Raw genomic sequence first — 20,011 nt, 5'->3', positions numbered from 1 at the left:
ATACGGACTCCTGGGCTGCCTCGACATATCCGGCACCGGGTCCATGGTTTACGTCACTCCACAATTCCGGGTTTGATCAACCGTAGGAGTCCTGGACGCCGTCGGGGGTCAGGAGGTCGGAGCAGTGAGGTCGTAGACCGTCACTCCGCCCACCGTCTTCGCCGTGAAGTGCTCCTGGATCCAGGTGGAGATCTCCGAAGACGATCCCTCGCCGCCGCCGGGGCCACCGCCACCACCGACGAAGTAGTGGATCTTGCCGTCGGCGACGTACTGCTGGAACTCCGCCAGGGTCGGCGACGGGTCGGTGCCGTTGAACCCGCCGATCGGCATCACCGGCTCCTCGGTGGCCAGCTGATAGCCCGACGCATTCTGCGAACCGATCGCCGCGGCGACCCAGGTGTAGGAGTCCGCATCATGCTCGAGCAGCGCGACCATCTCGGCGCTCGGGTTGCTGCCGTTCAGCAGGCCACCCGCACCGCCCATGCCACCGCGTTGCATGTCCTGACCGGTCGGTGGGGCCATGCCGCCCTGGGTGTTCGTCGTGCCATCCTGGCCCGGCATCATCGGCACTGCGCCGATGTTGGGATCGCGACCGAAGCCGCGCATACCGTCACGCCGGCCACCGGGGCCGCCCATGCCACCGGGTCCGAACCCGGAACTGGGACCTGCAGAGACGATCGAGCCGGTGTGCGGGGTCGAGATGGTGTCGATGGCGTATGCCGTCGGGCCGGCAAGACCCACGATCAGCGCCGCTCCGGCACCGGCCAGGGCCAGCTTTCCGGTGAGCTTCGGTGCCACGATCAGCACGGTGGCGACCACCGCGGCGAAGACTACGACCCAGCGCAGCCACGGCACGAAATCTGTTGCCCGCGAGAGCAGAACCCAGGACACCCAGGCAGTCAGCAGCACCGTCGCGGCGAGCGAGATACGCACCCACAGCTTGTCGCGTTCGCGCCAGGCGAGCACTGATCCGGCGCCGACGAGCGCGGCAACCGCAGGCGCAAGCGCCACGGTGTAGTAGGCGTGGAAGATGCCGGCCATGAAGCTGAACGTGATGCCGGTGACGAGCAGCCAACCGCCCCAGACGATCAGCGCGGCACGGTTGACGTCGGTCCGCGGGGCACGGCCACGCAGCACGAGACCGAGGACGAGTAGGGCGAGCGCCGCCGGGATGAGCCACGCGATCTGGCCGCCCTGTGCCGACTCGAACATCCTGCCGATACCCGTCGAGCCCCACATGCCGCCACCGCCACCGGGACCGCCTCCGCCGCCGGGGAATCCGCCACCGTCGGCCATACCCGCGGGCATCCCTGCCGCGGCACCTGCGGGCATCCCGCCTGCGGCATCTGCCGCGCCCTGCGCCGCACCTGTCCGGTCGCCGCCGCCGGGCACGACACTGCCTCGCTCAGTACCACTGAGCCGGCCGAGACCGTTGTAGCCGAGGGTCAGCTCGAGGATCGAATTGTTCTGCGAGCCACCGATCCACGGCCGCGACGAAGCCGGCCACAGCTCGACTGCGGCGAGCCACCAGCCGGCGGACACGATCATCGCGCCGAGTGCGGCGAACAGCTGCGCGAGGCGCTTGCCGAATTTCGGCGGACCGGCGATCAGGTAGGTCAGCGCCAGCGGCGGCACGACCAGCATCACCTGCAGTTGCTTGGTGAGGAAACCGAATCCGACGAACACGCCGGTGAGCACGAGCCAGCGGGTACGGCCATCGGAGACCGCGCGCATCATCGCCCACACCGCGGCGATCATCAGGAACACCAACAGCGCATCCGGGTTGTTGAACCGGAACATCAGCACCGCGATCGGCGTCAGCGCCAGCACCAGGCCGGCGAGCAGGCCCGCGGCGGCACCGAAGTAGCGCCGAATCGTTGCCCACAGCAACGCAACCGACGCAACGCCGAGCAATGCCTGCGGTACCAGGATGGCCCAGCTGCTCAGCCCGAAGACCCGAACCGACAGTTCCATCAGCCACAGCGAGGCGGGTGGTTTGTCGACGGTGATCGAGTTCGCGGCATCCGAGGAGCCGAAGAAGAAGGCCTTCCACGACTGCGAGCCTGCCTGCACCGCGGCGCTGTAGAACGAGTTGCCCCAGCCGGAATCGCCGAGCGCCCACAGATAGGCGACGGCGGTGCCGATCAGCAGTGCGGCCAACGCCCACCATTCCCAGCGTTTCTTGCGGTGGTCCGGCTCGGCGGCCGGTGCGCCGGGGCGCACCTCGAGAGTGGCGGTCATCGAATGTTCTCCAAATCGCTTGTACGGAAGACCCAGCGCAGGCCGATAAAGCGGACCAGCGTGGCGACGAGATTGGCAATGATCAGCACCGCAAGTTCGACGTGCTTGGCGGCATCGGGCACCCATTCATGCAGCGCTGCAAGCGATCCGCTGGTCAGCGCGAGTCCGATACCGAAGATGACGAGGCCTTGCAGCTGATGGCGCGCGACGTTGGCCGAGCCGCGCACCCCGAAGGTGAACGCACGGTTGGCGGCGGTGTTGAGCACCGCGGTGATCAGCAGCGCAACAAGATTCGCGGCTTGGGCACCGAGCGTGGAGTGCAGCATGAGATAGAGCACGGCGTACGCCAGCGTGCTGGCGACACCGATGATGCAGAACCGGACGATCTGCCCGAGCATTCCGTGCGGCACTCCGGGCAGCAGCGGTTCACGGCCGAGCGAGTAGCGCAGTTCATCGACCGGAAGCCGGCCGCCGACCAGCGCACGACCGAGCCGCCAGATACCGAGCAGGTCCTTGCGCGCGGTGTCGACGATGTCCACCCGGCTGTCCGGGTCGTCGGTCCAGTCGACCGGCACCTCGTGGATGCGCAGACCTGCGCGCTCCGCGATGACCAGCAGCTCGGTGTCGAAGAACCACTCCGAGTCCTGCACGAGCGGCAGGACCCGGCGCGCCACGTCCGCGCGCATCGCCTTGAAACCGCACTGCGCGTCCGAGAACCGGGCATGCAGCGAGGTGCGCAGCAGCAGGTTGTAGCTGCGCGAGATGAACTCCCGCTTACGGCCACGCACCACCCGTGACCCGCGACCCAGCCGCGTGCCGATCGCGAGATCGGAGTGCCCGCTCACCAGCGGCGCGATCAGTGGGAGCAACGCGTTGAGATCGGTCGAGAGATCGACGTCCATATAGGCGACAACGGCGGCGTCGGAGGCCGTCCATGCGGTGCGCAGCGCACGCCCGCGGCCCTTCGCATCGAGATGCAGCACACGCACACCATCGAGCGACGCCGCGAGGTCTTTGGCGACCGCGAGCGTGCCATCCGTGCTGGCATTGTCGGCGATCGTGATGCGCGCCGGGTACGGCATCGCCGCACGCAGGTAGGCGTGCAGTCGGCGCACCGACGGCGCGAGATCGGTTTCCTCGTTGTAGACGGGCACGACGATGTCGAGGGTGGGTGTCATGATGGCGCCCCCGGTCGACACGGGCAGCTCGGCACTCGCCTGCGGCCGAGCGGGAAGTGTCGGAGATTCGGTCATGAAACCACAATCTCGCGCCAGCCTTCGCTGTCCCTCGAGCAAAGCTGGGAGGTTGCTGGGAGCCGAACGACCGCGCCGAAGTCGACCGGCGGTGCGCCCGGTCGGTTACTACAGCGTGCCGTTCTCGATGTCTCGTTTCATGGCCTGCTGGTTCGCGATGTGCGCAGACACGCCGTTCTGCACGGTGTAGTCGATCAGCACCGCCGGGGCCGAGAACGTCAGATGCTCGGTGACCAAGGTCGCTCCGCCCGTTTCGGCGAACGTGACCGTCTGGTGGGTGATCACGCCGGGCATATCCCAGGTATCGGTGCTGTACCAATGATCGGCGGCGTACGTCCGCTGCTGCCCGACGGTGCGTCCCGGGATCGACACCGGGCCCGCCGGGATGTCCTCGAGGGCGATGAACTCCCAGACGTCGGCGTCACCCTCGGTGTAGCTGCGGCGGTCGAGCACGCCCTTCAGGAAGGGGTGGCGTCCGAAGCTGTTGTCGAAGTTCGAATACGCCGGAAACACCCGATCGATGGGCGCGTCGATGGTGACCGGCAGGGCGACATCGCGGGTCACCAGCAGCGAACCGGCCTGACCGGCCTCGAACTTGTAGGCCGCCCACGAGGCATCCCATTCCGCGTCGAGTGCGGAGTAGGACTTCGGACCGGGTTCGGCCGCGGCAACGCCCGTGCTCCCCAGCGCAATTGCGCTAACCAGCATCACGACGGCGAGAAGGTTGGATTTCCAGCCCCGGACCCGCCGGACAAGGAGCTGCTCGCGACGTCCGCTCATCCGCATTACCTCACCGTCGAGACCGTTGCCGGCACTCGACAACCGGGCGAATGCTACCGCGTCGCGTCCCTCGGGTGAATCTCAGCAATTTCGAGTAAGCGATGAATGGAAGATCCGATCCCACATTGTGAACGGAAGATTTGGTGCGCTAGGCGGAGTGAACGCTTCCGTTCACTCCGCTCAACGAGACGAATGTTTCATTCACAATGTGGGATCGGGGACCGCACTCAACCCGTCCGGCCCGCGCACTACCCTGCCAATCATGGCTTCCGTATTCAGCTCGATCATCGCCGGTGACATCCCCGGCCGGTTCGTCTGGTCCGACGACGAGATCGTCGCCTTTCTCACCATCGCCCCGGTCACGCAGGGCCACACGTTGATCGTTCCGCGCGCGGAGATCGACCAGTGGCAGGACCTCGAGCCTGCCGAGTTCGCGAAGCTGACCGACGTCTCGCAGGCGATCGGCAAGGCGGTGCGCAAGGCCTTCGACGCGCCGCGCGCCGGGCTGCTCATCGCGGGCCTCGAGGTGCCGCATCTGCACCTGCATGTGTTCCCGGCCTACGACCTGGGTGATTTCAACATCTCCGGTGCCGATCCGAACCCGTCGGCAGAGTCGCTCGACGAGGCACAGGACAAGCTCAAGGCAGCGCTGCGCGAGCTCGGCTACGGGGCCAACGTCCCGGACTGAGCCGAGCGCTCCGACCCTGCCGGTGCACCGCCGCGCGGCAGCGTCACCGCGAACGTCGTGCCGACGCCCGGCGCGCTCTGCACCGCGACCGTGCCGGCGTGGCCCGCGATGATCGCCGCGACGATCGACAACCCCAGACCGGTACCGCCACTGGCCCGTGAGCGCGACTTGTCGGTGCGGTAGAACCGCTCGAACACGCGCTCCTCGTCCTCGGGCGCAAGCCCGGGACCGGTGTCGATCACCTCGACGCGAACCCAGTCCGGCTCGGCCGCCAGCCGCACGGTGACCGTCGCGTCGGCAGGCGTGTGTGCCACCGCGTTGCCGACCAGATTGTCGAACACCTGACGCAACCGCGCCTCGTCACCGATCACCTCGAGCGTGTCGTGGCCGGCCGCGACGTCGAGATCGATCCGCCGTTGCGGCGCGGTGGCGCGGGCATTGTGCACCGCATCGCCGGCGAGCGTGAGCAGGTCCACCGGACGCTGCTCCATCGGTCGCTGCGCGTCGAGCCGGGCCAGCATCAGCAGGTCTTCGACGAGCACCCCCATCCGTGCGGCCTCACCCTCGATCCGGCTCATCACCAGGGTCTGGTCGGCCGCGCCCTGGCGATACAGCTCGGCGAAGCCGCGGATAGTGGTCAGCGGGGTGCGCAACTCGTGGCTGGCGTCGGCGACGAACTGGCGCATCTTGTCCTCCGACCGGCGGGCGGCCTCCTCGGAAGCTTCGGTGGCCGCGAACGCGTGCTGAATCTGCGCGAGCATGCCGTTCAGTGCCTGGGAGAGGCGGTCGACCTCGGTGTTGGTGCCGCGCACCGGAACCCGCCTGTGCAGGTCCCCGCCGGCGATGGCGGCGGCGGTGGCCTCCACCTCGCGCAGTGGGCGCAGGCTGCGCCGGATGACGAAGTACGCGGCGATCGCGAGCGCGACGAGCACGAGCGCGCCGATGGTCAATTGCAGAAACACCAGTCGGGTGACGACGGCGTTGTTGTCGGTGAGCGGGATGGCGACCGTCGAGGTGCCGAACGGCGTCGTCGTGGACAGCGCCCGCCACTGTTCGGACGAGTCGCCCTCGGAGCCGACCGTGATCGGCTCGGTCCCCATCTGTTCGGGCAGGTCGGGGACGACCTTCCCGTCGTTGATGACGGATTGCACATTTCCGCTCGAGTCCTCGAACTTGGAGTAGAACTTGCTCGGCGGCCTGCCGGGGTTGGGCGCGCCCGGCGGCGGCGAGAGCCGTTCGGGCCGCGGCTTGGCCCACGTTGCGGCGGCCTCGTGCAATTGCTGATCGGTGCGGTCGAGCAAGGACTGCTCGATCGCCGACGTCACCGCGACACCGGAGACGAGCAACCCGATCGCCGTCATCACGACCAGTGCCGCCACCAGCGTCACACGCAGCGGGATCCCGGCAAGAAACTTCATGTCACTCGCGCGGTTCGCGCATGACGTACCCGACGCCGCGCAGGGTGTGGATGAGCCGTTTCGGGCCGGTGTCGACCTTGCGGCGCAGGTAGGACACGTAGGACTCCACCACCCCGACGTCGCCGCCGAAGTCGTAGCGCCAGACGTGGTCGAGGATGCGGGGTTTGCTCAGCACCGTGCCCGCATTGACCATGAAGTACCTCAGCAGGGTGAACTCGGTCGGAGAAAGCGCAACCGGCTCGCCCGCCTTCCACACCTCGTGCGTGTCGTCGTCGAGCTCGATGTCGGCGAAGCCGATTCGCGACGATTTCCGGTCCTCGGCGTTGTGGCCGGTCCGCCGCAGAATGACGCGCAACCGCGCGACGACCTCCTCCAGACTGAACGGCTTGGTCACGTAGTCGTCGGCGCCGAGCGTGAGCCCGGTGACCTTGTCGGAGACCTCGTCGCGTGCGGTGAGGAACAGCACCGGGGCATCGACACCGTCATCGCGTAACCGGCGCAACATGCCGAAGCCGTCCATCCCGGGCATCATCACGTCGAGGATCAACGCGTCCGGACGGAAGCTGCGCGCCTTGTCCAGCCCGGCGGCGCCATCGGCCGCGGACTCGACCTCGAAGCCTTGAAACCGCAGGCTGACGGTCAACAGTTCGACGATCATGGGTTCGTCGTCGACAACGAGGACTTTTGCTTCGGGCACTGCGGTGGTCACAGTGCCATCGTGACCCACCGGACTTCGCGGCGGCTGCGGAAATGCTGCGAGATTCCTGTGAGCGGCGTGCGCGGTCGCCGTCAGCTCAGATGGGTGCCGAAGAACGCAAACACCCGACTCCACGCGTCCTCGGTGGCCTGTTCGTTGTAGCCGAACCCGACGACCCGGGCGAACGGCTGGCCGGCCAGCTTGTTGGCGAACCCGTGCCCGGCACCGCCGTAGGTCTTCAGGTCGTGCTCGATGCCACGCGCGTCCAGACCCTTACGCAGCTTCTGCTCACCGTTGATATTGATCGGGTCGCGACTGCCGAAGCTGGCCACAATCGGGCAGGCGCCGTCGATCACCTTCTCGAACGAACTGGGCAGCGACGGGTAGAACGGTGCGGCGGCCTCGAACCCCTTGGGTGACGCGATCAGCGCGAAGCCGCCGCCGAGACAGAATCCGGCGACGGCGATCTTTCCGGTGCAGTCCTCCCGCGCCGCGAGGTGATCGCGCGCGGCGAGAATGTCGTCGACCGTGCGGCCCTCGTGCCGAATCAGGTCCCGGAAGACCGTGCGCGTACACCGCAGCGCACCGCCGCGCGAATACAGATCGGGCGCGATCGCCAGATACCCGGCGTCGGCGACGCGGCGGGCGATCCCGCGGATGTCCTCGCCCAAACCCAGCGCGTCGTGCAACACCACGACGCCGGGCCACGGACCGGTGCCGTCCGGCACCTCGATCGCTGCGCGAATGTCGCCTTGTGGGGTCTGCACCTGCGCGTCGGCCATGGGCGCGAATCTACCGACCGGTGACCCTGTTCGCCGCTATTGCGAGGTGAGATCGGCCTGCCCCTGGGGATCCGCGGCGGGCCGGTGCCGCGACGGCGTCACCACCCGGACGTCGTAAATCCAGCCCAATCGCTTGCCCACCCGCGCCTCCACGATGTCGCCCTCGGCCAGCGTGTTCCAGGTCTTCTCGTCGATGCCGTACGCATGTGTGATGCGGGCCCGCCCGTCATCGATCCCGATCCAGTAGCGGTAGGTCACGTTTTCGTCGTTGCGTTTCTTGACGAACTGGCGCTGGCGCACCACCTGACCGCGCACGGTCGCGTGGCCACCCAGGTCGAGTACGGCCAGCGCGATCGGGCCGGCGGCGAGCACGGCCGCGAATAACACGGCGAAGCGCACCGGGTCGCCCGGGAAGCCGAGAAAAGCCGAAAGCACTATGGCAACAATGAAAGTCGGTCCGGCCATGATGAGCGCGGCGAACAACCCACGGCCGATTCCCGCCCAGGCGCTGTAGCCCCACACGATCCGGCCCCATGGGCCGCGCCCGTGATAGCGAACGTGCACCAGATGCCACATGCCACCGAAGTCCGACCATGCCTTGCCGTCGTCGGCGGCCGTGCCGATAGGCAGGCTCACCACCGCGCGCTCGGCCAGACCGAGCGCGGCCGCATACGCCAGTGCCCTGCCCCAGATGGTGACCCCGGCGGCGGGTTGCTCGGCGAAGCGCCCGGTGCCGAGATGTTCCTGCACACCGAGCCACCGGCCCGCGGCCTGCGCGCCGGCTTCGGTGCCGCGCTCGCCGTTGATCTTCTCCTGAACCGCGACCAGAACGGCGATGGTCACGAAGACACCGGCGACGAAGCCGCCGAACGGGTCGCCGTCGGTGGCGGGCTCGGCGATCGCGAACAGCGCGCCCACCCCGAGCGCGGGTACGACGGCCGCGATCGTGAGCAGAGTCCGGTGCCACGGTTGCCACCGCGCCTGCGAGAGGCCGGCCGCCCGGGTCTCGTCGCGCACCGCCTTGGCGAACTTCTTCCACCAACCGCCGAGGTGCCGGGCACCCTCGGCGAGCGCGCCGGTCGCCACCACGCCATCGGCGGTCGCGAGCTTGTGCACGTGCGCGAGCACCATGTGCTCGTAGCGGGTCAGTCCGGCGGTGTCTGCGTTGCGGCGCACCCGCACCAGCGACAGTTCCGGGCCGACCTCCTCGATCGTGACGATCCGGCGCGCGGCGAGATCGAGCAACGTCGCCGACGCCGCCTCGTCGCACAGCCGGAACTCGCCGGTGATGAAGTCGACGACCGCGGGCGATTCCGGTCCGAAATTGCCGGTGGGAACGCCCCGTTCGATCCGCGGGGTGCGGGTGGCGCGCATCAGCGCGCCGAGGATCGCGAACCATGCGAGTAGCGCCGCGGCCGCGGCGACAAGTACGCCGAATGTCATGGCATCCATTGCGGGTCCGGCGGTCAGAACTGGACGCGGACCGGGCCGCGCTCCGTCTCCGGGGTGGCGAAGAACTCGCGCACGGTGAATCCGAACGCACCGGCGATGATGTTCGTCGGCACCGTCTGCGCCGAGGTGTTGTAGGTGAGCACCGCGTCGTTGTAGTACTGCCGTGCGTAGGCGATCCGATTTTCGGTGTCGGACAACTCGTTCTGCAGTTCGACGAAGTTGGTGCTCGCCTGCAGCTGCGGATATGCCTCGGCGACGGCGAACACGCTGCGCAGCGCGGCACTCAACGCGTTTTCGGCCTTCGCCTGTTCGGCCGGGCCCCGCGCATCGATCGCGGCGGACCTGGCTGCGGTCACCGCCTCGAAGGTCTGCCGCTCATGGCTCGCATAGCCTTTCACGGTTTCCACGAGGTTCGGGATCAGGTCGTAGCGGCGCTTCAGCTGGACCTCGGTCTGCGCCCAGGCGTTGTCGACGCCGTTGCGTTCGCGCACCAAGCGGTTGTACATCCCGATGGCGACGATCACCACCACGATGCCGATAAGTATCAGGACCCCGACCGCGATGAGTGCGCCCACGGTTGCCACCTTCGAGTTTGTCTGGACGTGTAGGCAGTAATTCTCGCGGGAAAGGCGCCGCGCCGATACATACCGAAGGGTGGGCTACGCCGCACCCTCGAGCCCGCGAATCAGCCGTGCGGATGCGCGAGCCGGGCGAGCAACCGGCCGAGTACCCGACCATCGGAACCGAGTTCGCCGTAGCGTTCCGGCGAGACCACGGCCGGGTGACCCACCCGCGCCCGGATCAGCCGCGACACCTGGGATCGGCGGCGGACGGCGAGGAGAATCTCCCGATCGAGTTCCTCGAGGTGCAGGTACAGATCGTCGAGTTCGCGCTGTCCTCGGACCAAGCGCTCCTCCGACGCGGGGAATGTTGGTGCGCTCATCTCGACCTCCTGGGGCATCTCACCCGGCGGGCCGAATCAAAGGTTGGCCTCGGCCCTACCGGTCGGTAACGCTTTCGAACCTATGGGAGAACACACGGGCCGCACACGCGTAGTTCGGTACTCGAAACCGCCTCACTTGGCACGCGGATTGCGCGGGACGACCACATGGGTACATCGCCACGGTCACGGAATTCGTTTCTGCAGGTCGGATATGCGGGGTCCGGACATGCGACGACCCGGTCCGCTGCATTGCAGGACCGGGCCGTCGGGGGATTGGCAATCAGTTGCCGGTGAGCTTGTCCTTCGCGGACTCCGCGACGTCCTTCGCCTTGCCCGCCGCATCATCGATTTTGCCCTTGACCGAGGACGACGCCTGATCCGTCTTGCCCTCCGACTTGAGGTCGTCGTTACCTGTGAGGCTGCCCGCTGCTTCCTTCGCGCGGCCCTTCAGATCTTCTGCCTTGTTTTCGGCATCGCTCACGATGTCATCTCCGATCGTGTGGTCCGAACTTGTGCGAGCACTGGTTAGCCAAAACCGCGCGAACGAAAACGTGATCCGGGTCACAGAGATGAAGCGGCCGAATGAACCCCGCCGATGGTGATGCACCGAACCTGAGGGGCCGATCACAGCTGCGGCTCCCGCGTGGAGCCCCCTGTCAGGATTGAACTGACGACCGCTCGCTTACAAGGCGAGTGCTCTACCACTGAGCTAAGGAGGCGAAAAGCGAGACCCATCATATCCACCTGCGTGGGCCCGCCCGAACCGGCTAGTTTTTCCCCATGAGCACATCCGAGATCGCCACCGTCCTCGCCTGGCACGACGCGCTGAACACCTCCGACGTCGAGACATTGCTCGAACTCTCGAGTGACGACGTCGAACTCGGCGGCCCGCAGGGTGCCTCGCAGGGAATCTCCGCGCTCCGCGATTGGGCGACCGAGTCCGGTATTCGGCTGGTCCCAGGACGGATCTACTATCACGACGGCGTCGTGGTGGTCGAGCAGGACGCCTCCTGGCCTTCGGGGCAGGATTCTGCCGAGGCGTCGAATCCCGACGAGGTCTCGAAGCTCGCCACCGCCTTCCGTGTCGTACACGACAGAGTCACCTCTGTTTACCGACACGACGACCTGGCTACCGCTCTAGCGGCAACCGACATGAACGAGCAGGACCTAGTTCCGGATAGCTGAGCTTGTGACGGACTTGATCGAATCTTCTACCGACAATTCAACAACGGCCGAACCGGGCGACGGGCGCTTGACGCAGTTCGCCGGCAGCGTGCTGCGCGCGATCACCGCGGACCACCGGGCGACAGCAGACACCGTCACCGAGGCGCCGGCGCCGCTGCAGCCGATCGACCTGACGAGCGACGCGAGTGTCGCCTCGGTGCTCGACCTCGCGGTGCGCATCGGGGAGGTGTTGCTCGCCTCCGGCACCGGTGTGCAGGACACTGTCGCTCAGGTGCAGTTCATCGCCGCCACCTACGGTCTGGCCCGCTGCGACATCGACATCACGTTCAACTCGATCACCATCAGCGCGGCGCGCGGCCCCACAATGCCACCCGCGTCGACGATGCGGATCGTGAATTACCGGTCGCACGACTTCACCCGCCTCGCCGCGGTCGATCGACTGACCCGTCGCATCCGCCGCGAGATGGTGCCGCCCGAGGTGGCGCACCGCGCATTGTCCGAGATCATCGCCGCGCCACACCCGTACAACCGATGGGTGGCCTCGCTCGCGTGGGCCGGCATGGCCGCCGCGATCTCCGCGCTGCTCGGCGGTGGCCTGCTCGTGATGGTGGTCAGCTTCTTCACCACGCTCGCCATCGACCGGACCAACCGGGTGCTCAACCGCTTCGGCCTGCCGTTCTTCTTCCAGCACATGGTCGGTGGCGCGATCGCCGCGGCGCCGGCGATCGCGCTGTACACATATGCCGACGACCTCGGCATCGAGATCTATCCCTCGCAGATCATCGCCGCGGGAATCACCGTGCTGCTGTCCGGACTGTCGCTCGTCGGCTCGGTGCAGGACGCCATCACCGGCGCGCCGATCACCGCCTCGGCTCGCCTGCTCGAGGTCATCATGTCGACGGGCGGGATCATCGCCGGCATCGCCATCACCTTGCGGCTAGCCGAACTGCTCGAGGCCAAGATCCCGGTCATCGAGACGCTGCCGCCGAACGAAATCATCCAGTTTCCGGTGAAGGTCGTGGCCGGTGCCGTCGCGGCGGTGATGTTTGCCCTCGCCAGCTACGCCGAGCGGCGTGCCCTCAGCGCGGCAGCGCTCGGCGCCGCCGTGGGCACGCTGGGCTTCCTGCTGCTGGAGCAGGCGGGGTTCGGGCCGGTGCTGGCATCCGGCTTCGCCGCGACGGTCGTCGGTGTGGCCGGTGGCCTGATGGCCCGCCGCTCGCTGACGCCCCCGCTGGTCGTCGCAGTCGCGGGCATCACTCCCCTGCTGCCGGGCCTGGCGCTCTACCGCGGGCTCTACGCGTCACTCAACGACCAGCTGCTGGTCGGGTTCAGCTCGCTGGCCGGTGCGTTCGGCATCGGCTGTGCGCTCGCCGCGGGCGCGACACTCGGTGAATGGATCGCCCGAACCATGCGCCGCCCACGAATCAAGCGCCGCACCGGCTGGACGTTGCGCGCGTCGCATCGCCAGGGTCGGTCGCCGTGGGGGCGGAGTTCGGCCACGCGGGCGCCCTGGGGCCGGGGTCCGGCCACCAGGGCGTAGGGAAAACTGGGATACCCGCGGTTGCTACGCCGCGGACGAGTCGCTAGTCCGCGGACGAGGCGGCGCGCGCCGCTTCGTCGGCAGCCATCGCCTCGCGCAGGCTCTTCGGCCGCATATCGGTCCAGTTCTGCTCGACGTACTCGAGGCACGCGGCGCGACTTTCCTCACCGAACACGACGCGCCAGCCCTGAGGCACATCGGCGAACGTCGGCCACAGTGAGTGCTGGTCCTCGTCGTTGACCAGAACGTAGAAGCGGCCGTCTTCGTCGTCGAACGGGTTAGTGCTCATTTCACCTCAACTCGTTTCGAGACCCGTTTGCCGGGTCTCTCGCTTTGATTTCGACCGTAGCAAGGTCTGCGTTACCACGGTCACGCACCTTTCCGGCCCAGGAGTGCAGCCTAAGCACCCGCGGGACCGTCTGGTCGCTCGGTGTATAGAGTCAGCCTATTCGGCCAGGAAGTCCAGTAAAACCTTGTTGACCTCTGCAGGACGCTCGAGATACCCGAAATGGCCGGCATCCGGGATCTCCACATAGCGCGCACCCGGGATCGCCGCCGCGACCTCCCTCGACAAGTACGGCGGGATCATCCGATCGTCCGCGAAACCGATCGATAGACACGGCACGGCGATGGCGCGATAGGCCGCGACCCGATTGAACTCATGGTCCATCCGCCGCTGCGCCCGCACACCCGGGGAAACGGCGCCGCCGGAGAACTCGAACAGATCGAGCCAGTCCTGCGCGGCGCGTGGGTCGGCCAGCGTGGCCGGAGACAGATTCATCGCCGCCGTGACGGCCGCCTCGTACTTGGGGGGCAGGTTGATGCCCTGCGCGTCGAGGTCGTGCTCGCCTACCGACAGCGTCTTCTGGAACTCGTCGAGCCGGGCGTGCCCGGCCATGAAGATCGCTTTCCGGACCAGCGCCGGGTGCCGCAGCGCGAGTTCCTGGGCCACCCGCGCGCCCATCGACGTCCCGACCACGAACGCCGGTCCCGCACCGAGATGCTTGATCAGCGCGGCAGTGTCGGCGACGAGGTCCTCGATGGTGATGCCGCCATCGCCCTCATGCGAGGGTGCGATGCCACGGTTGTCGAACGTGCACACCCGGAAGCCGGCCGCGACCAGCGCGGGCACCTGGTGCAGTTCCCATACCCGTCCGGGGCTACCCGTTCCCATGACCAGGACAACCAGCGGCCCAGCCCCCTTGACCTGGTAGTTCAGCGGGATCCCGTTGATCGTTTCGACCGGCATCGAGTGCCCTCTCTACTTGCGGACGTGCCTGGCAACCGTAGAACACCGCAGAATCGCCGCGCCGCACCGCCCGCAAATCAGCTGTGTAAGCCGTCACCTGCGCGAACAATCGACCGAAAGTGGCAATACCGGGTGCACTTCTCATAGAGTCGTTGGGCAATTTCGATATATGCCCGGGGTGCGCCCGAGCAACCGAAGGGGAAGATCATGGCCGCGAAGACGACGGCTCACGACATAGCAGACGACGAGCTCGAACCACTCGCCGACGAGACCGCCCGCCAGGCGCAGCGCGTCGTCGCCGCCTATGCCGAGAACGCCGAGGAATGCCGCATGCTGCTTGCGATGCTCGGCATCGGCCCGACACACCGTTCCGAGTAGCCCCCACCCGGCGCCCCGCCGGACGGGACGCCTGCGCACACCACCGCCGACTCTGCGAGGAACAAGTTGCCAAAAGGCTCGGATTTCGTCGTCGTCGCCAACCGTCTCCCGGTCGACCTCGAGACCTTGCCCGACGGGTCCACGCGGTGGAAACGCAGTCCCGGTGGTCTCGTCACTGCGCTCGAGCCGATCCTGCGCACCAACAAGGGCGCCTGGATCGGCTGGGCGGGAGTTCCGGACGCCGACGCCGACCCGATCATCGAAGACGACGTCGAACTGCATCCGGTTCCGTTGAGCGCAACCGAAGTCGCCGACTACTACGAGGGCTTCTCCAACGCGACGCTCTGGCCGCTCTATCACGAGCTGATCGTCCGGCCGATCTATCACCGGCAGTGGTGGAAGGCCTACGTCGAGGTGAACCGGCGATTCGCCGAGGAAACGGCGAAGGTCGCCGCGCAGAACGCCACAGTCTGGATTCAGGACTACCAGCTTCAGCTCGTCCCCAAGATGCTGCGCATGCTGCGGCCGGACCTCACCATCGGCTTCTTCCTGCACATCCCGTTCCCGCCGGTCGAGTTGTTCATGCAGATGCCCTGGCGGACCGAGATCGTCGAGGGCCTGCTCGGCGCCGACCTGATCGGGTTCCACCTGCCCGGCGGCGCGCAGAACTTCCTGTACCTGGCCAAACGCCTTGCCGGACAGCACACCTCGCGCGGCAACGTCGGCGTCCGCTCACGCTTCGGCATTGTGCAGGTCGGGTTCCGCAACGTCCGCGTCGGCGCCTTTCCCATCTCGATCGACTCCGGTGAACTGGACGAGTCGTCGCGCCGGCGCAGCGTGCGCGACCGCGCCAGGCAGATCCGCAAGGAACTGGGCAATCCGACGACGATCATGCTCGGCGTCGACCGGCTCGACTACACCAAGGGCATCGACGTCCGGTTGACCGCGCTCCTCGAACTGCTCGAAGAGGGCCGCGTCGACCCCGAGAAGACCGTGATGATCCAGCTCGCCACACCGAGCCGGGAACGCGTGGAGAGCTATATCCAGATGCGCGGCGACATCGAACGCCAGGTCGGGCGGATCAATGGCGAGTTCGGCCGGGTCGGGCACCCGGTCGTGCACTACCTGCACAAGCCGGTGCCGCGCGACGAACTGATCGCCTCGTTCGTCTCCGCCGACGTCATGCTGGTGACTCCACTGCGGGACGGGATGAACCTGGTCGCGAAGGAGTACATCGCCTGCCGCAGCGACCTTGGTGGCGCGCTCGTGCTCAGCGAGTTCACCGGCGCGGCGGCGGAGTTGCGCCAGTCCTACCTGTGCAATCCGCACGACCTGGAGGGCGTCAAGGATGCGATCGTGGCCGCGCTCGAACAGGACCGCGCCGATGGTCGCAAGCGGATGCGCACCATGCGCCGTCAGGTGCTCACCCACGACGTGAACCTGTGGGCGAACGCCTTCCTGGACGCGCTCACGCACGGAGGCATCGCCGGCGGGGCGCTGATGGGCAGCGCGGACTACGACCCGCAGGAGAACTAGAAGCCGCGACCCGTGACTACAGCGGGGTCAGCTCCGAGGTGAGCCAGACGCCATCTTCCTTCTGCATGTGCATCCGGATCCGGCTGCCCGAGGTGACCGCCTGCGGGGTGTCCTTCCCCGTGGTCACCTGATTGACGAACAGCAGCACGGTGGCATCGTCGGCCGAGGCATTCACGACGCCCTTGGCCTGCACGGAGACCTTGACGGTCAGCTGCTTCTCCTGGGCGCCGGGGATGATCACGTCCTTGATGAGCTGCGCGTATTCGTCTTTGAACGAACCGGTGAGCCCGTCGGCGGCCTTGGGCAACTCCGCCTCGACGGTGTCGAACTGGTAGCCGAGCATCGCCTCGGCCTGCCGTGCCGCCGCCTCGGGCGCCGCAACACGGGCATCTTCGGCGGCCTGGTTGTCCAGGTACCCCGGCAGCAGGAATCCGATTGCCACGGCCGCGGCGACGATCAGGACGCCGAGGACGACGAGAATGTTCCGAAGGGACTTGTTCGGCTTCTTGTTGGTGGTTTCGGTACTCACGCTACGAACTCCACCTTCGAGGTCTTCATCTGATCGTCCTCGTCGACGACGGTGATCCGGAGCCGGAAGTCACGCGGCTGCGGCTTGTCGGTCCCGGCATTCGTCACCATCGAGCGCACCGCGACAAGCACGGTTCCGGTGTCACCGGCTTCGCTTTCCAGTCCGGCCTCGAGCACCTCGCCGTCGGTGTTCACCTTGGCTTCGGTGACCACGCTGACGAACGGCTCGACTCGGCCGTCGAACTCCTCCTTGAACTCGCCGGTGGCGTTGTCCAGGATCCGCTGCACGTCGTCCTTGGCGGTATCGACGTGAATGCTGGTCAGATTCGTCGCACTGACCTTGGCCGCCTCGATGAACTCGTTCCGCTTGGCATCGAGGGCATCGGCCTGCTGCTTCTCGTACACCAGCCAGCCGGTGGTGCCGAGCAGCGCGAACAGCACGACGATCGCGGCAATCAGGCCGGCAAACTGCAGCCCACGGCGTCCGGAGCCGGAATCACTTGGTTCCGCCGGCGGGGCGTCCGCTACCGCCGACGCGGCCGATGCCGCGTCATCCGGTGAGTCTTTGACCGACTCGATAGGCGCTGGCTCTACACCGCTGGTCGTTCCCTCGACCGGCGGTCCCGATTGGCGGACGGCACGGCGCCGCAGCCGCCCTCCCGATTGCTCTTCGCTGTCGTTGCTTTCCGTCATCCCTGCTGTTCCGTCATCAACGTCTGCCAATCCGGCGTCGCCTTCGGGGATCCCGAGACGAGGTTCGGCTGGTTATAGGTGCGTCCATCGGGGCCGACGAACGTACCGGACGTTGGGTCGTACTGACGTGCTCCTGTTCTGGGTTGGTCGGCAGCCGGTCGATCCGTGGCTATCGGCCCAGTGTAGGAACTCGGCGTCGCGCCGGGCGCGGGCGGCTTCTGGATCGGCGGGTTCGTGCCCTCGGGCACGAACCCCTCCGGGCTGTTGCACTCCTCGATAGTGGGGGCCCGCTTGCCGGGCACCTCCATACACGGGGTGTTGCGAGCGCCGCGCACAACGAACTTGCTGTCCTGCGGCGTCTTGCAGAAAAGGTTGGGCGGGGTGTCCGGCACGCTGTAGTCCGTCGGAGAGCGCCATTCGCTCGGCGGCAGGAAGCCCGTGGTGCAGGCCGGCGGATCGCCCACCGAAAGGTGGAAGTCCGCCACGGCGCCATTCCGGGGATCACCGCGCAGGGCCGTGGTCAGTGCCGCGATCAGCGGCGGGTAGATGACCATAACCTGCTCGATGCTGGGGTTGTAGACCGCGGCGACTTGGCCGACGCTGACCAGGTTGGACAGCAGCAGCGGCAGCGTCGGCTGCAGCTCCTGGAACAACCGGGTGGCATCCGCGGCCGCGGACGGTCCGTTCTCCATGAGCGAGCGCAGCTGCGGGTCGCTGATCCGGAGCTGGTCGGTGAACCGAACGAGATCCGCTGTCCAGGAACGGATCGCATCGCTGCTTTCGACCTGAGTGTCGAGCAGCGGACCGATCTGGTCGATGAGGATCTTCGTCTGGTCGACGTTCGCGTTGGCCTCCTGAATCAGCAGGCTGGCCGAGTCGAGCAGCCGCTGCAGGTCCGGTCCGGTCCCGTTGAATGCGACGAAGGCGTTGTCGACGAGTTCGTGCAGGCGGGTGTTGGAAACGCTCTGCAGCAGCCGGTCGGCCTGGTCGAGCATCGGCCCGACATCCTGCGGCAACTGCGTGTCTTGCACCGGAATGACGTCGCCCTGCGACAGGTACGGCGATCCCGAACTCTTGGGGATGAGGTCGACGTACTGCTCACCGACCGCCGAGACGCTCTTGACCCACGCTTCGACGTCCTCGGGGATGTCGTAGCTGCTGTCGAGCGATAGCTTGGCGTCGACACCGTCCGGGGTCAGCCGCACCTCTTCGACCTTGCCGATGCTGGTGCCGCGGTAGGCCACGTTGGCGTGCGGGTAGAGCCCGCCGGTCGCGGCGAGTTGCACGGTCACCGAGTAGCGGCCGAAGCCGAGCATTGCGGGAACGCCGATGTAGACGACGCCCATCACGAGCAGACCGATCACCGTCAGCACCGAGAAGACAACCAGCTGACCGCGTACGAACCGGGTCAGGTTCACCGAGCACCTCCTGCGCCTGGCAGCGGAGCGGTCAGACCGGGAATCGGCGGCAGACCCGGAATATTCAGCGGCGCGGGAGCATCGGGGCTCGGTGCCGCCGTTGTCGTCGTCAGCGGCCCCTGCACCGGATCGCTCGCCCGGCCCGCGGTGTCGGTTGCGGTTTGGCCGAGCAATCCCTCGACGCCACCGAGCCGGCCGCCGAGGCCGGTGCCCGTCAGGAAGTTGGTGTCGAGTCGCTGGTTGGTCAGATCGATATTGATCACCAGGTTGGCGTAATCACCCTTGAGCCACTTGTCCATGTTGGTGATCGGGAACGGGAACGTGATCAGCGCCGGCAGCGCCTCGATCAGCTTGGTTCCGGTCCGGTTCAGCGCCGCGACAATCGGCTCGAGGTCATTGATATCGGCCTCGAGGTTGTCGCCGGTCTGGTCGAGCACCGAGTTGACGGTCGCGCTGAGCCGCCCGAATGCGATCACCGCATCCGAGATGTTCTGCTGTTGCGCGACAAGCACTTCCAGCGCCGGCGGAATCTGGTCCAGCGCAGTGGCAATGGTGTCCTGCTGCGCGGCAAACTCCACCGAAAGGCGATCGAGGCCATCCAGCGCGGAGACGATGTCGGCGCTCTGATCGTCGAGACGTGTCACCAGTTCGTTCAACTGCGGGAACAACTCCCGCACGTCACCCGCGCGGCCATCGAGTGCCGCGTTGAGCTCGCGCGTGATGTCCTGGAGCTGGGCGAGACCGCCACCGTTGAGCACGACCGACAGCGACGACAGCGTCTGCTCGGTAGTCGGGAAGACGCTCGCCCGCTCCAGCGGAATCGTGTCGCCCGGCTCGAGTGTGCCCTCCGCGGGCTGATCGACCGGCGCAGCGAGCTCCACATGGTTGGACCCGAGGAGGCTGGTCTGGCCGATCTTGGCGGTCGTGTTCGCCGGCAGCGCCACATCACCGTCGAGCTTCACCGTGACCAGTGCATGCCAATCCTGGACTTCGATCTTCGAGACCGAGCCAACCGTCACGTCGTTGACGCGGACCGGCGAATTCTGCGTCAGCGTCGTGACGTTCGGCATCTGAATCATTACTTCGTACGCGCCTGCGCCGGTGCCCTCGGCACCCGGCAACGGCAGCGAGTTCAGGCCGGTCCACTCACAGCCCGCGGTAGCGAACACCACGGCCGTGGCCACCAGGGTCGCGCCCGCAACGCGGCGCGACCTCGAGAACGTCCACGCG

The 20,011-nt window shown here is 67.1% G+C and carries 21 protein-coding genes and 1 tRNA gene; 5 read left to right on the top strand and 17 right to left on the bottom strand.

Going from position 1 to position 20,011, the window contains the following annotated elements:
* Nucleotides 1–108: 108 nt before the first annotated feature.
* The 3 genes from OG921_RS09380 to OG921_RS09370 form a co-directional block, all read right to left on the bottom strand.
* The gene (locus OG921_RS09380; RefSeq protein WP_266112113.1) at nt 109–2,241 is read right to left on the bottom strand and encodes a glycosyltransferase family 39 protein; all 2,133 of its coding nucleotides are present in this window, start codon (nt 2,239–2,241) and stop codon (nt 109–111) included.
* Nucleotides 2,238–3,419 carry a bifunctional glycosyltransferase family 2/GtrA family protein gene (locus tag OG921_RS09375; RefSeq protein ID WP_266112298.1) on the bottom strand — a complete coding sequence of 394 codons (1,182 nt, stop codon included), beginning with the start codon at nt 3,417–3,419 and terminating at the stop codon, nt 2,238–2,240. The genes OG921_RS09380 and OG921_RS09375 overlap by 4 nt, the downstream gene beginning before the upstream one ends.
* 183 nt (nt 3,420–3,602) lie before the next feature.
* Entirely contained in the window at nt 3,603–4,274 is a 672-nt protein-coding gene (locus OG921_RS09370) for a hypothetical protein (protein ID WP_266112112.1), read from the bottom strand.
* A 262-nt stretch (nt 4,275–4,536) separates the two neighbouring features.
* Between OG921_RS09370 and OG921_RS09365 the strand changes: the two genes are divergently transcribed.
* On the top strand, nt 4,537–4,962 hold the full coding sequence (locus tag OG921_RS09365; protein ID WP_266112111.1) for an HIT family protein: 426 nt from the start codon (nt 4,537–4,539) through the stop codon (nt 4,960–4,962).
* Here OG921_RS09365 and OG921_RS09360 read toward each other — a convergent pair.
* The 8 genes from OG921_RS09360 to OG921_RS09325 form a co-directional block, all read right to left on the bottom strand.
* Nucleotides 4,938–6,380: a cell wall metabolism sensor histidine kinase WalK gene (locus OG921_RS09360; RefSeq protein ID WP_266112110.1), complete on the bottom strand. Its 1,443-nt coding sequence runs from the start codon at nt 6,378–6,380 to the stop codon at nt 4,938–4,940. The two genes, OG921_RS09365 and OG921_RS09360, sit on opposite strands and share 25 nt — an antisense overlap.
* A gap of 1 nt (nt 6,381) precedes the next feature.
* Nucleotides 6,382–7,089, bottom strand: a complete 708-nt coding sequence (locus tag OG921_RS09355; protein ID WP_266112109.1) for a response regulator transcription factor — start codon at nt 7,087–7,089, stop codon at nt 6,382–6,384.
* A gap of 80 nt (nt 7,090–7,169) precedes the next feature.
* Nucleotides 7,170–7,859 (bottom strand): dienelactone hydrolase family protein, encoded by a 690-nt coding sequence (locus OG921_RS09350; protein WP_266112108.1) that lies wholly within the window; start codon nt 7,857–7,859, stop codon nt 7,170–7,172.
* A gap of 36 nt (nt 7,860–7,895) precedes the next feature.
* Complete coding sequence (locus OG921_RS09345; protein ID WP_266112107.1) at nt 7,896–9,311, bottom strand: DUF2207 domain-containing protein; 1,416 nt, start codon at nt 9,309–9,311, stop codon at nt 7,896–7,898.
* A 14-nt stretch (nt 9,312–9,325) separates the two neighbouring features.
* Nucleotides 9,326–9,886, bottom strand: coding sequence for a LemA family protein (locus tag OG921_RS09340; RefSeq protein WP_266112106.1), 561 nt, complete (start codon nt 9,884–9,886; stop codon nt 9,326–9,328).
* A gap of 110 nt (nt 9,887–9,996) precedes the next feature.
* Nucleotides 9,997–10,254 carry a chorismate mutase gene (locus tag OG921_RS09335; protein ID WP_266112105.1) on the bottom strand — a complete coding sequence of 86 codons (258 nt, stop codon included), beginning with the start codon at nt 10,252–10,254 and terminating at the stop codon, nt 9,997–9,999.
* 280 nt (nt 10,255–10,534) lie between these two features.
* Entirely contained in the window at nt 10,535–10,735 is a 201-nt protein-coding gene (locus OG921_RS09330; protein WP_266112104.1) for a CsbD family protein, read from the bottom strand.
* A gap of 163 nt (nt 10,736–10,898) precedes the next feature.
* Nucleotides 10,899–10,973 (bottom strand) — tRNA-Thr (locus OG921_RS09325).
* 61 nt (nt 10,974–11,034) lie between these two features.
* Between OG921_RS09325 and OG921_RS09320 the strand changes: the two genes are divergently transcribed.
* Nucleotides 11,035–11,439, top strand: coding sequence for a nuclear transport factor 2 family protein (locus OG921_RS09320; protein ID WP_266112103.1), 405 nt, complete (start codon nt 11,035–11,037; stop codon nt 11,437–11,439).
* Between the two features lie 67 nt (nt 11,440–11,506).
* Nucleotides 11,507–12,979: a threonine/serine exporter ThrE family protein gene (locus OG921_RS09315; protein WP_266112102.1), complete on the top strand. Its 1,473-nt coding sequence runs from the start codon at nt 11,507–11,509 to the stop codon at nt 12,977–12,979.
* A gap of 43 nt (nt 12,980–13,022) precedes the next feature.
* Here OG921_RS09315 and OG921_RS09310 read toward each other — a convergent pair whose 3' ends face one another.
* Together OG921_RS09310 and OG921_RS09305 are read right to left on the bottom strand one after the other, a co-directional pair.
* Nucleotides 13,023–13,268, bottom strand: coding sequence for an MbtH family protein (locus OG921_RS09310; protein WP_266112101.1), 246 nt, complete (start codon nt 13,266–13,268; stop codon nt 13,023–13,025).
* Nucleotides 13,269–13,424: 156 nt separating this feature from the next.
* On the bottom strand, nt 13,425–14,228 hold the full coding sequence (locus OG921_RS09305; RefSeq protein ID WP_266112100.1) for an alpha/beta fold hydrolase: 804 nt from the start codon (nt 14,226–14,228) through the stop codon (nt 13,425–13,427).
* Nucleotides 14,229–14,435: 207 nt separating this feature from the next.
* Here OG921_RS09305 and OG921_RS09300 point away from each other — a divergent pair, with 207 nt between their 5' ends.
* Nucleotides 14,436–14,606, top strand: a complete 171-nt coding sequence (locus OG921_RS09300; RefSeq protein WP_266112099.1) for a hypothetical protein — start codon at nt 14,436–14,438, stop codon at nt 14,604–14,606.
* A 66-nt stretch (nt 14,607–14,672) separates the two neighbouring features.
* Nucleotides 14,673–16,142, top strand: a complete 1,470-nt coding sequence (locus OG921_RS09295; protein ID WP_266112098.1) for a trehalose-6-phosphate synthase — start codon at nt 14,673–14,675, stop codon at nt 16,140–16,142.
* 16 nt (nt 16,143–16,158) lie between these two features.
* On the opposite strand, the gene OG921_RS09290 is transcribed toward OG921_RS09295, so the two are convergent.
* From OG921_RS09290 to OG921_RS09275, 4 genes are read right to left on the bottom strand one after another with little or no spacing between them, the layout of a single operon-like run.
* A complete protein-coding gene (locus tag OG921_RS09290) occupies nt 16,159–16,671 on the bottom strand; it encodes a h domain protein (RefSeq protein ID WP_266112097.1) in 513 nt (170 codons plus the stop codon).
* Nucleotides 16,668–17,363: a hypothetical protein gene (locus OG921_RS09285; protein ID WP_266112096.1), complete on the bottom strand. Its 696-nt coding sequence runs from the start codon at nt 17,361–17,363 to the stop codon at nt 16,668–16,670. The genes OG921_RS09290 and OG921_RS09285 overlap by 4 nt, the downstream gene beginning before the upstream one ends.
* Nucleotides 17,360–18,781, bottom strand: coding sequence for an MCE family protein (locus tag OG921_RS09280; RefSeq protein WP_266112095.1), 1,422 nt, complete (start codon nt 18,779–18,781; stop codon nt 17,360–17,362). Before OG921_RS09280 ends, OG921_RS09285 begins: the two co-directional genes overlap by 4 nt.
* Complete coding sequence (locus tag OG921_RS09275; RefSeq protein ID WP_266112297.1) at nt 18,778–19,968, bottom strand: MCE family protein; 1,191 nt, start codon at nt 19,966–19,968, stop codon at nt 18,778–18,780. Before OG921_RS09275 ends, OG921_RS09280 begins: the two co-directional genes overlap by 4 nt.
* Between the last annotated feature and the right edge of the window lie 43 nt (nt 19,969–20,011).

Source organism: Aldersonia sp. NBC_00410 (assembly GCF_026342035.1).
Lineage (GTDB): Bacteria > Actinomycetota > Actinomycetes > Mycobacteriales > Mycobacteriaceae > Aldersonia.
Note: the sequence above shows the minus strand (reverse complement) of the source record. Positions and strands in the feature narration are given on the sequence as shown.